This is a genomic window from Paenibacillus sp. Pae15, from assembly GCF_024519685.1.
In the GTDB taxonomy this organism is placed as follows: Bacteria; Bacillota; Bacilli; order Paenibacillales; family NBRC-103111; genus Paenibacillus_G; species Paenibacillus_G naphthalenovorans.
The window spans coordinates 1-12,169 of the sequence record NZ_JALJRM010000052.1 but is presented as its reverse complement, the minus strand read 5'-3'; the positions used below and the strand labels follow the sequence as shown (position 1 = coordinate 12,169).

General features: G+C 38.6%; 13 protein-coding genes and 2 pseudogenes. 3 read left to right on the top strand and 12 right to left on the bottom strand.

Features of this window, described 5'->3' with window-relative positions; genetic code table 11:
* The 12 genes and pseudogenes from NR121_RS24465 to NR121_RS24420 all read right to left on the bottom strand — a co-directional run.
* Positions 1-406: pseudogene (locus NR121_RS24465) on the bottom strand (hypothetical protein); the annotation flags it as partial.
* Between the two features lie 11 nt (positions 407-417).
* Positions 418-1,503, bottom strand: a complete 1,086-nt coding sequence (locus tag NR121_RS24460; protein ID WP_054820077.1) for a sugar ABC transporter substrate-binding protein — start codon at positions 1,501-1,503, stop codon at positions 418-420.
* Between the two features lie 598 nt (positions 1,504-2,101).
* Positions 2,102-2,350, bottom strand: coding sequence for a DUF6508 domain-containing protein (locus NR121_RS25450; protein WP_367888814.1), 249 nt, complete (start codon positions 2,348-2,350; stop codon positions 2,102-2,104).
* A complete protein-coding gene (locus tag NR121_RS24455) occupies positions 2,347-2,877 on the bottom strand; it encodes a hypothetical protein (protein WP_256832094.1) in 531 nt (176 codons plus the stop codon). The genes NR121_RS25450 and NR121_RS24455 overlap by 4 nt, the downstream gene beginning before the upstream one ends.
* Positions 2,878-2,970: 93 nt before the next feature.
* A pseudogene (locus tag NR121_RS25445) lies at positions 2,971-3,048 on the bottom strand (hypothetical protein); the annotation flags it as partial.
* Positions 3,049-4,497: 1,449 nt separating this feature from the next.
* The gene (locus NR121_RS24450) at positions 4,498-5,217 is read right to left on the bottom strand and encodes a CPBP family intramembrane glutamic endopeptidase (protein ID WP_256832093.1); all 720 of its coding nucleotides are present in this window, start codon (positions 5,215-5,217) and stop codon (positions 4,498-4,500) included.
* 15 nt (positions 5,218-5,232) lie between these two features.
* A complete protein-coding gene (locus tag NR121_RS24445; protein ID WP_256832092.1) occupies positions 5,233-6,195 on the bottom strand; it encodes an alpha/beta hydrolase in 963 nt (320 codons plus the stop codon).
* 60 nt (positions 6,196-6,255) lie between these two features.
* Entirely contained in the window at positions 6,256-7,374 is a 1,119-nt protein-coding gene (locus NR121_RS24440; protein ID WP_256832091.1) for a helix-turn-helix domain-containing protein, read from the bottom strand.
* A gap of 98 nt (positions 7,375-7,472) precedes the next feature.
* Entirely contained in the window at positions 7,473-7,790 is a 318-nt protein-coding gene (locus NR121_RS24435; RefSeq protein WP_256832090.1) for a recombinase family protein, read from the bottom strand.
* A 169-nt stretch (positions 7,791-7,959) separates the two neighbouring features.
* Positions 7,960-8,211, bottom strand: a complete 252-nt coding sequence (locus tag NR121_RS24430; RefSeq protein WP_054820083.1) for a hypothetical protein — start codon at positions 8,209-8,211, stop codon at positions 7,960-7,962.
* 71 nt (positions 8,212-8,282) lie between these two features.
* Complete coding sequence (locus NR121_RS24425; protein WP_054820084.1) at positions 8,283-8,699, bottom strand: hypothetical protein; 417 nt, start codon at positions 8,697-8,699, stop codon at positions 8,283-8,285.
* Positions 8,696-9,460 carry a hypothetical protein gene (locus NR121_RS24420; RefSeq protein ID WP_256832089.1) on the bottom strand — a complete coding sequence of 255 codons (765 nt, stop codon included), beginning with the start codon at positions 9,458-9,460 and terminating at the stop codon, positions 8,696-8,698. The genes NR121_RS24425 and NR121_RS24420 overlap by 4 nt, the downstream gene beginning before the upstream one ends.
* Positions 9,461-9,589: 129 nt before the next feature.
* Here NR121_RS24420 and NR121_RS24415 point away from each other — a divergent pair, with 129 nt between their 5' ends.
* The 3 genes from NR121_RS24415 to NR121_RS24405 all read left to right on the top strand — a co-directional run bounded on the left by NR121_RS24415 (position 9,590) and on the right by NR121_RS24405 (position 12,119).
* Positions 9,590-10,459, top strand: coding sequence for a Swt1 family HEPN domain-containing protein (locus NR121_RS24415; RefSeq protein WP_256832088.1), 870 nt, complete (start codon positions 9,590-9,592; stop codon positions 10,457-10,459).
* Between the two features lie 317 nt (positions 10,460-10,776).
* Positions 10,777-11,505: a DUF4145 domain-containing protein gene (locus NR121_RS24410; RefSeq protein WP_256832087.1), complete on the top strand. Its 729-nt coding sequence runs from the start codon at positions 10,777-10,779 to the stop codon at positions 11,503-11,505.
* Positions 11,506-11,519: 14 nt separating this feature from the next.
* Positions 11,520-12,119, top strand: coding sequence for a hypothetical protein (locus tag NR121_RS24405; RefSeq protein ID WP_256832086.1), 600 nt, complete (start codon positions 11,520-11,522; stop codon positions 12,117-12,119).
* Positions 12,120-12,169: the final 50 nt, after the last annotated feature.

Here is a 12,169-nt window from a genome sequence, read left to right as displayed (position 1 = left end):
ATTTTCTCGGCATTTTTACGCTGCAATTCTCGGCACTTTTATTTTGCGATAAACACCCGTCTACCGCAATGGGGGTTCCCCCAAGCTCCTTAACACGGTCAATCTGCCCCTGAAAAGCTTGTCTGTCGTTGTTGTCCTGCGTTCCTATAACCGATATGCCAATGGTTTTGCCTTCCAGCGACGGCACAGGCAGACCATCCACAACGCCCTTTAAGCCGGAGTCCTTAATCTGGATTGCATCTGCGGGCTTCTGCGAATCATCGCTATGGGCGGCTTGGTCCTGTTCGGTAGGGTTGGATGGATCAGATGTCGCGTTGCCGACGGTTGAATCATTTACCGTGCACGCGGAACCAAACAAAATCAAGAAAATCAACGAAAATATAACCAGTGTCTTCTTGTTTTTCATGTTAACACCACCTATTTGAACAGAATCTTCTTGGCTTGTTCAGCGTTTTCTTTCGTAACCAGAAGCGGTTCCACATATACCGACTTAGGCACCTGCAGTCCGGCCAAATAGCGCGCTGCGGAATCGACGGCGGACTGTCCGATCTTATAAGGCTCCTGAGCTACATCAGCCGCAAAGGAAGTGTTAGGATCGGCAAGCAGATCGATGGCAGCCGGATCTCCATCTACGCCATAAACCTTGATATCCTTGCGGCCCGCCGCATCTACCGCCTGGGAAGCGCCAATGCTCGGGATGTCCCAGCCGGCCCAAATGGCCTTCAGCCCGCTCTTTTCAGGATATTTGACAAGAAGATCCTGAACTTTCTTACGGGCATCCTCTATCGTGCCAGGGATAACATCCTGCAATTCCGGTTCTATAAACTCAATCTTCGGGTAATCTCTGGCGACATATTTCAACATATCATAACGAATGGCTACAACCCGAACCCCGTAGAATCCGTTAAACACAGCAACTTTTCCTTCGCCGCCCATATTTTCAAAAATAGTACGCGCCAACACCTCGCCGATATAATAATTATCCGACAGATGGTTGGTAATGCTGTACTCGCTGGGATGGTCAACCGTAAATAAAGGGATTTTCGCATCCACGACCTTTTTTAGCGTCGGGGCAAATACTTTCGTATCCCCGAGCTGCTTGATTATCGCATCGGGCTTCTGGATAATCAGATTTTCAATATCCGCAATCGCTTTCTGATCGTTGCGTTCCCCATCTACTGCAATCGGGGTTCCCCCAAGCTCCTTAACACGGTCAATTTGACCCTGGTAAGCTTGCCGATCGAAGTTATGGTCCGTTCCAACAACGGCAATACCGATCTTTTTCCCTTCAAGCGACGGCACAGGCAGCCCATCAACAACGCCCTTTAAGCCTGAATCCTTGAATGAGGTCGTTTGCGCATCCTTCGCAGTATTTTCCTGGTCGTTTTGGCCCGATGGCGTAGATGTCTCGGTGCCGGCGGCCGAATTATCTACCGAGCACGCGGAACTAAGCAAAATCATTAAAATCAATGAAAATATAACCAGTATTTTCTTGCTTTTCATGTGAATCCACCGCTTTCTTCTTTATAATTCATACTATTAATATAGATTTAGTGAGTTTAAAGGCGCGGCTTACCCTACTTCATCCTTGCATCACATCCCTTACTGCGTAATGAAAAGAAAAGAGCCATCCTTTGCTCGCCAAAATCGTAATGGCTCCCAATGAATAGCTCCAGTTCTCCGGTCGCTGGCAATTCGAAACGTTATCAATCTACTGCTCACCCAATTATTTTCAAATATTCCAATTTATTTATTATGTGAATTATTTATTATTATAACTAGTAACTTCTTTAAAACAACAAGCGATTTTCACAAAAATGATGGTTATGCAACCTGAATCCTCATTTTGTTGTCTATTTAGAATTTAAACTACTCAACCTTAACAATTGTAGAGCAAATATCCCTTTATATTTCAAAGAATGTCAATATCAAAATTTTCTGACCTCCAACAAAATATTAAATCATGTTGTCTTCCTTTGTAACCTCTTGCGGCTCGTCATTTCACCAAGGCGATTGTTTCAACAATTGATAATCAAAAATCCGCTCCCAGTTTTCCTCTTTAGTCATTTTTAGTTCGTCGCGATAAAAGGCATCCCACTCATCATCCAGTGGTAATCCTTAAGCATTTCTTCCCAAATAAATTCAGGGTTGCGTTATCAATCATCAATGCATACGTTCCGGCATTAAATCGATCTGCTCTGATGATCGTAGTGAAAAGCTTTCTAATCGTATCCAAATCAGCTTCATCGATAACTGTCTGGGGATTACAGAATGAACACAATGGATCTGGTTGAAAGTTTGAACCGACATCGCTTCGAAGGCTTATAACTAGCCGCAAAGGTCGCTTCACATGGCGAATAATTTCGATTTTACTGGCAAAATATAATCAATAACTACCTTTTCACCATGACTTAGTGGAATGGAATATCGTTCTTTTGTATATATCTCACACCAATAAAACTGTTCAAAATCAATTTCTTGATCAGTTTTTTCAATGGCTTCTGTAATCAACAAGAAGGCCGAGTCAACAATTTCTGCGATGTTATTTCCCTCAATTTGGATACAAGCCACCGTTCCGCTTGGAATATGTTTTTTGTACAGCTCATGGGGAACCGGTGTATTTACCCTCATAAAATCTCCTAATATTAATTCGAAAGCATTTGTATCTTGAAAATTAAACATCATTCCGATACCATCATTTTCATCAATATCCTCACAATAAGTAAATTCAGATAAATTTTTTAAATAGTCAATCTTATCGCTTTCAAAAAATGATTTCCATGCGTTTCCAGCCTCAAAAAATGAAGTGTTATAATGAACTCCAACCATTAGACGTTCGTCGAATTCCTTATACACGATTTTCTTTAATTTTGCCATGATTCTTTCGCCTCCTATAAATCTCATTTCAAGATAATTCATTGGGTGATACTCATTGAGTTTTGAATTGATTAGTTTTGCTTCCGAAGGTGTGATCCCATGATGTTCTTTGAATGCTCGCGAAAAAACAGAGTGCGAATGAAAACCATACTTAAACGCTATATCAATAATAGAATCCTCACCTTTTTTAAATCAAACCCTGCTAGTGTTAATCTACGTTTTCTTACATATTCTGAAATGGTAACTCCTGAAACAAAAACAAATATTCTTTGGAATAAAGCGACGGGTGCAGACACAATTTTTGTAATTTCTTCATAATCAATTTCATCCCCACTTAGAAACTACCTTTTCAAGGTAGTTAATGACCTCATCAAATACTTTACTACTATTCTCCAAAACTACTTAACGGTAAACTTGCTATGTTGCCGCGGGTATCTTCTACCTAGTGCCTGCAATAGAAATATGGAGCGAATGCCAAAGTTATAATTGAATTTGATATTGCCATTTTCAGGTGATGAGGGTAGTTTGTTGTATACTGCTGCTATTGACACCGCCTCAGCACCACGAGAATGTCCAATTAACGAAATCCTGCTCATATCCACTTTGTTAAAAAATAGATTGTCCCTTGTGTTATTCCATTCCTCCCATACCTTTAAGTGCTCTAAAATAAGCCAACCGCGGGCTGGATTTTCATTTTTAATACTTTCAACATGAATAAGTCATCATACGGCGAAGTATTCAGAAAGTTTTCATCAATCGATATAAAAATATAACCTTTGCTGGCTAGCAATTCACCTAAATAAACATATCCGGATGTGAGTAGTCTGTGGCTAGATGATTACCATGAACAACGATGACTAAAGGGAACGTTCCTTTTCCATCGGGATACCATACTGTCCCGTTAAGCGGCATTTGATCCGACCCGAATCCAAATGTTTTAGTGCGGATTGAGGACCAATTTTCCACAAATGACGAGCCATCCACTGGCTTCGTAATCAGTGAATTTTCAGCATTGAATTCCTTTCGATAGCTGTTGGCACTTCCGTACGTTAATGTCTTGACTTGATAAGAACCCGGTACAGACGGATTAGCCAATGGAAGAGAATTACTGTTCCGTTGTTTTCATAGTCTTCAGTCTATATAATATTGGCAATTCGCTATCACCACTATTAAATAACCAATAACCACCAAAAAGAATACAGGCTAATGATAAAGATGACACTAATGTCATTATCTTTGATAACTTACTTGACTGACGATATTGACCTTTCAACAGGCGACAAATCATCATCCCAATGAAATAGAAGGAAACAATAATTGATATAGAGACAATAAACATTAATTCCCAAGGACCTATAAAACATATGAACACCAAGAAAAAGCAAGTGAGCGCGATCCAAATGTAAAGAGAAGGTAAGTTTCTTTGTCCAATGAATTAGCAGTGTGATTAACCCAGATAATAGGATCATAGTAAGCAGAAAAACAACAATGCCAATCATATAATCTACTATTCCACGGGCTCCTATCATGTAACATGAAAACTGTCATCATCGCAGTACCAACTATTTACAATTGGAATGTGTTCAATGTTTATGTCGTGAAATATAAGTTCTTCCATTGTTAATTGAACAATATAGGGAGAAGAATCAATTGATTGATGACGTGCGTGGAGATATGTCCGAGCATTGCATATGCTAATCCATGTTTCCAATATAAATAGCCAAACCCGAGCCCCGGCAAAAAATTAAGCAGCAAAGTACGGATTACAGACAATGGACTTAAACCCAACATTTGTGCAGTCGCAGGAAGATGTCCTGCTGCAAATATGAGTGCGGCGATGACAATACCGGCAATGTAAATTCCATTGCTATTCACAGATTTCGTAATTTTGCTGGCAATCCATATAATAAGCGACATAAGTCCGAATCTTAGAAGCACTTCTTCGATGATGCCACCGTATAATACACTGCCAAGAAAATTAAGCCAGGAAAATTCAAATTTCTCATCCAGTCCCAACGCTTCAGCAAATATAAACTTTTCCGAAATAGCGATAAATCCGGCAGACAATAGTCCGATGACCACTGCTGCGGCAATGCTTTTTCTGTTATAAAAAAACGATTTGTTCAAGCCTACTTTTGGAGAAGTCCAAGATCCTACTATAGTGGCAATACTCGCCATAATTGCTGTTTGCAGCATAGCCACTATAATAATGACTTGCTTTGACCCCAGTTGGACAGCAATCTGGCTTTCCATTTCAGGCGTTAAAGACATTACTTGCTGTGTTCCTAAAACAGCGCCAGCCACCAGCCCTAAAACCAATACAGCTACCACTCTTTTCACAGTTAACACCTCCGACTATTCAATTGATATGGTTTGAACCCAATGTTTAATCTCGTTAACAAGTTCAGATGATATCGGTTCATTCTTCAGTTTTTTATATATTTTATTTAATGTTAATATAGAGTAAGCCTGATCTTGTTTTTTCAACATATGGTTCATATCATCAATCACTACGGTATGGACATTTTCTAAATCTAAGTTTTTCAAATTACAAAAAGGCTCTATTGGAGATTGAGCATCCTTGCTTCCGTTAATCGCCAGAACCTTACATTTTAAAGATGACAGCAAGTTTAAAATTTCTTTATCGTTCAGAGATAGATGCTCTCTTAGCCACTTGGCTTGAACGGTCCTTCCGCTAATCCTTACAGTAGATTCTTTGGTTTGCATTACTTTATCAAATAGCTTCTTCTGCTTGAGCTGCTGTTTTTCGCGCGACACAAGCTTGCGCAGGAGCACTCCAGAAAATCCGGATTTGCTAGCGATTTCTGATAATAATGCTTCATTTTGAAATGTCATGACACTTTTCAATGATGTACCGGCGCCACACAATAAAATGATTCCGTCTACCTGTTTTCGACTGGCAGATAGAGTTGCGATAATCGTACCCTCACTATGTCCCAGCAAAAAGATTTTATTAAATGCCATATCCTCAGTTGATTTGCAATAATCAATGATGTCGCTTACGCATTGAACACCATCGTGAAGTCCCGTGTGGTTAAAATCGCCTGTACTTTCTCCTACTCCAATTTTGTCATATCTTAATGTGACAAATCCTGACTTTACTAATACATCAGAAAGATGTTCATAAATACTTGCCCGCATTCCTCTCATATTGCCATCGCGGTCAACTGGTCCGCTTCCTGGAATCATTACAATGAGAATTTCCGAATTTCTTTTATTTTCAGGTCTTGCTACTGTTGCTGCAATTACTAATCTCCCATTATCTGCTGGAATTTTTATATCTTCTTTTATCATCATATCCTCCATATCATAATTTTTTCTGAAACAGTTTGACTGATAATATATTCAACTTACTTATCAGTTTTCTCGCTTAGATTGAAAAATACGTTGCAAGTTCTTGACAATCAACTTGAATCTGGGGTCTGCGTGTAACGGAACGAATATCGGTTCCTTCTGTATCATGTTCAGCAAATCGTCTTTGATCGCTTGGTCATTGCGTGGAGCATAAGGACCTGAGTTAATATTCTGTTCAATCCAGTTGTCAACGGTATAAAAATAATCATCACCGCAAATTTTCATAGGAAATGATATATTTTTACATGTATGATAGAAGTGCTCTAGCATACGTAACGCATCTGTATGCCGATGCTGTTTCATATAGCCTAAAGAGGCTTGATAATAAAAAATAATCTTTATATGAATATTTAATTTTTCAATATTGTATATGTCTATAACTTTTTCAGTGCGATTTATCAGCTCATCAAATAAGTTCTGATTATCTGAAATATATTTTAAAGATTCTATTTCGCTTGAAATCATACTAAACAAGTGTTGAAATGTGCTAATTTGTAATGTTTCTTTGACCTTATCATTATCCTTGAGCATCGCATAAGCTCTTGCAATTAGCCTTTCTACACCAAATTGAATTGGAACTTCATATCCAACACATTTTAAAAGTTCTTGTGGTTTGTCCATGATTAACAATGCAGAGGCATGTATTATCTGTGCTTCTTGTATTAGTTTGTGGTCATCACTCAATATATCCACACGTTCACATAATTCAACTATCCGATTCAAAACCATTTGAGGTTTTTGTGAGTAAACATAGTGATTAAGATATAATTGAGAAATTCTTACTAATAGCGGGCAACATGAATAGTATTCTTTTATAATATTCTCAACATCTTTTTGGACAATTTCAAAGCTCTCTTTACTGAATCGTTTTGAAAAATTTTGGTAAATCTCGATTATTTTATCGGCAGTAAGTTGTGGCTCATAGCCCAGCAACTCGTCAATTGTAGTGTCAAACAAAGAGGCCAACTTGGGCAGCAAGGTTAAATCTGGATAGCTTAATCCCTGTTCCCATTTAGACACTGCTGCACTCGATACTCCTATATAAGTAGCCACATCTCCTTGGGTCATTCCTAATTTTTTTCGCATAAATGTAACATTGTCCGAAAATCTAAACTCTTTCATAAAAAAACTCTCCTTTAATTAAAAGTATAGAGGCAGATAATAAGCTCAACAAGGGAATTATAGTTGTTTATACATTTCATATTCAACCATTAGTTGAATTAATCAACTAAAATATCGGATAAATAGTTCATCAGATTATAGTTGTTGCGAAAGATCCGCCATATTTCAGTAACGAGGATCGCGTCAAATTTCTCGCGGCGCATGTCTGCAAGAAGCATACTCAGCCCGGGACGATCACGGTTGAACGCTGAAGGAGGACTGGTATCGACGTAAATCTCAGCGATAGTACCCCAACGCTTTACCTTTGTCGTCAACATCTGAAACTGCGATAGAAGCGAATCGGCTTGCTCTTTACCATGCTTGTCCTCTTGTACGTACAATGCCATCCTGTACGATGTTGGGAGTTTCACGATCATGCGAATATCAACCTCCATGAGTAGGATTATCGGAACGAGCCTCTGCTGACCGACAATCTAGCATAAATCCCACTCATAGCATCGCAACCGTCAAAAGCAAGAACAGTCCGTGACAATAAAAAAGCTCAAGCCATCTACCGGCTCAAGCTTGCCAACCTGTATCCGTTTTTTACGTCCGTACGTCCTTACGCCATTCCGTGATAAGATCATTGCGAAGCGCCCGTAAGCTCGAAATTTCATCCCGGACTTGCCGCCGCCGCTCTGGTGACGTATCCGCTCTGCCATGCTCCACGCCTAGCTTGCAGTGGCGTCTCGTAATAGACAACAGCATTTGCATCTGCGTGTCGTCCAGTTCAAGACCGACGAGAGAACTATGATAAGATTCACGTACATCATGACAATTTTGAGCCACAGCCATCATATGAAAAACCTCCCAAGCAACAAGTTGTTGTTTGTTATAACTTGGTTGGAAGGATTTCTCAAGGGCAAACTTTATAGATTCTCTTCTTCGTGATTACGTAGTTGCGATAGAGCAGAGATGAGGGACGGTCTTAGTTTCCAGATGAATTTACCCCTCTCGTTGAACACTCGTTCACTATCTCCATCAAATAAACCATTCCACCAACGCTTGCCGCCCTTGCCCTTGCTATTGAAAGGCGGTTCCTTACGAAGCTTTTTATATATTTTCTTGGAAATCCCACGATTCCAAGCAGTTACTTGTTGCTGTGAAACTCCTCCTAACGCTTCGCCAATCTCTGTGGCATTTGACTGAAAATCAGGTTGGTCGTATACAAAACTAACCATACTCAAGCCTATCTCGTCAAAGATATCTTTATCCTTAAGCAGAACTAACCATTCTTTTTCATCAAGGTTCAGTGTATCTTGGCCTTGCCAGTGAGTAATAGTCAAATTCTAACGCCCTCCCGCAATGACTCAATATGTAACCGATATTTCTTATCTTTTTTCTCATTTTTCCCATCAAGCTCTCTATTAACGTAGTTCATATGCCAGCATAGCTTCTGATATATGCGTTCCGAATATCTCCCATTTAGTTCATCGAGCATCATTTGAAATCCATTCTTCAAGCCTTCTCCCCCGAAATGCTGAATATATAAGTAGTTCAAAAAGCACAAGTTGTCAAAGTCTTGTCGAACAAACTCATTCAATTCTTCATCTGAGCCAATTTGTGAAAGCAGACTTGCATCCAACAATATCCTGGGATATATAGCTGAGTTACTCTCAAGATCATATGCTTTAAGAAGCGCTTCGCCCCATACCATAGTTTCATCTATAAACAGCTCACCTATCGTAATTCCTCCACGTATAAGCCATCCAACACTATCCCTAACCGCCAAGCATTGGAAATGTGAAACACAATATAATAAAGCCCTAATATCAAGCAGCCTTTTATCCGACTGCTCTGACAGCCTCTTAACAATAATAACGTTGTCGGAAAATATCTTGAACTGAATATCGTTATAACCTTCCATAGCTATCCGCTTCGATATATCCATAGAAAAAGTATATAGGTTATGGAGCTTGTTCATCGCAAGCTTTTGACGATCTTTCCCTTCTTTCATTCTTGCTGCGATGCCCAATATGTCCAAGTATGCGACAATATACTGCGAAGTCTCCCTATCATACTTATCTACGCTTTGATTTATCATCATACTACTTTTCTCCTCACTTAACTCAGAGTCAAATCTATAAACTCAACTGCTAAAATGGAACCTAAAGGAAAATCAGCACCACTCATCGAATTATAAGAGAAAGTACTGGCCTAAGGAGGAAGACAATAGATGTCGTCGTTTACCTATAGTTTACCGTTTAGTAATGAAAAATTCTTAGAGGGGATCATCTTTGAACTAAAACGAAGTGCTGAATATGAAACTGCCCATCTATTAAGAGGAGCAAGCGTTACAATAAGTGCCGATGGCTTCTCATATTATGCTGGTGGGAGGGGACGGCATAATGCTTACGCTGCCTATGTTACTTTTTATCTTGCGCCACATAATATCGACGCTCTAGACAATGAAGAAACTAAACGACTCTTAAGAGAAATTTGTGATAAACTCATCCCAGATGATGTAGGATACGATGTCAAAAACGTATCATTTAACATCGACTTATCGAAAGACTTCGAACTAGAAGATGACTTGATCGCTGATCTAGAACGACAGTCTGACAAAGTATCTGGAATTATACTGTCGAAAATTTTGCCTCAAGATGTAAAGGAAAAGGGATATCGCATGTCCGAAGTTTATACCTACCTTTATGCCGTCGAAAACTCCATCAGACTATTCATAGAAGAAGTCTGCAAAAAACAATATGGGTCTGATTATTTCGAAAAAATATCTATACCTTCAGCAACTCAAAAAACCTTAGATCAAAGAATAGCCGATGCGACTTCTAAGAAGTGGCTCAGTGTACGAGGAGATTCAAAGCTCTTCTATTTAGACTTTAAAGATCTCGCTACGATAATAAATAATAACTGGGACATTTTCAAAGATTACTTCCCCAGTCAAGATTTTATCATACCAAAAATCAAAGAGATGGCTGATTGCAGGAATTTAATCGCACATAATAGCTTGATTGATGAAACGGAAAGAAACGTTATTAAGACCTACTATAACGTTATCCTAAAGCAGATATCAAGCGTGTTTAACTAAAAACGAAGATCTCAGGCTGCTTAATCTCGCCTGAGATCTTCGTGCGGTATGACAGGTAAATGTGGCTTCAATACGCTATTTCCTGATAAGCGACACACAGCATTCAACATGTGTTGAGTATTCAGTGAGAACAATCTAACGAAGTGCTCTCGCCAAAATTATATGTTCTTTTTTTTTCAAACCCAATATCAGCCTAGTTCATCTACTTTTAGAGAATCAATGATTTTTATAGGCAATTTTGATTTATTCAGATAAAATAATAATGTCGAACTGGTAAATACATCCTATGTTTTAATAAAAAATGAAGGGGGAGTAATGTGGACCTTACACGATATATCACCACTGTAAACTTAAATGAAAAAAACGAATTGGAAAAAGTGAAACTTCTGGCTTTCTTTCAGAATGTAACTCAAAACACAAATTCATTTTTATTAGACCATGTTTTACAAATTCTGAAACAAATAGGACACCCTATATCGAATATTTCTAGAATAAAAGGTTATTTGGCAAAATCAAAAGATTTTAAGAAGCTTGGTAGTTCAAACGAGTATATGATAACACCAACAGCTAAACAAAAATTGCAAGATGACTATGGAGTGTTATTTGATAACACTGACGAAATCGTTTCTTCAAGTGAAGTGCTTGATGAAACATTATTTTTAGGCAAAAGAGGATTCTTAGATAAACTAATAAAGCAGGTCAACAGTTGTTACCAAAACAATTGTTATGATGCTTGTGCAGTTCTGATGCGGCGTGTGTTCGAAATATCACTCATCCTTGCCTATGAGCATCATGGGATTCAAGATGATATAAAAGATGAAAAAGGCGACTATGTAATGCTTGAAAAAATCGTGGCAAATGCCACTCAAAATAAAGCTCTGAGTATTTCAAGATCGAGGAAAGAATATGACACTATTAGGGAATTGGGTAATTTTGCAGCGCATAAAATACATTTTAACGTGCGAAAGAAAGATATTGATGATATAAAACAAATTTATCGAGTCTGTCTAGAGGAACTTTTTTATATTGCTGGCTTAAAGAAATAGGAGGACAAAGGACTATGAACAATCGAATTCGAATTAAATTAGGCCCCATTGAATTTGAAGCCGAAGGAGATAGTGAACTAATTCAGCGCGAAAGAGAACAGTTTTTTAGTTTATTACCTCAGGCAATAACAGCTGTTACTCCTGTAGTTGGTGAACGAACTCAATTGATAGAAATAGCTTCTGATATGGCCGAAACCACCACTGACATATCTGGTTCAGCATTAACCGCAAAAACTTCTTTCACGCATTATGAATCGATTGCAGCATTTCTAAATGAAAAGTCATTTATCAACGATGTCGATCTAGTAATGGGAGTATCATACTTTCTCGACTGTGTAGAGCAAACAGGAGAATTTACACGCAAGGATATAGAAAGTAAATTAAGTGAAGCCAGACGACAAATCCCAAGTAACATCTCCCATTGCATTAATCTAAACATTAAGAAAGGATTTATAAGTGAATCTAAAGAAAAGAAAGATGGTATTAAGGCATATAAGGTTTTATCAGAAGGAATCAAGTGGTGTGAATCCTACCTTCCATCAGAAACAAGTGCTAAGAAAAAATCACCCAAATCTAGACAACAAAACTCAACAAGTGAATCATCGCCTTGGTAGTGTCAAGAAGTTTGTGTAACGTAGTAGATATATCCAGAAGTGGTTGCGTG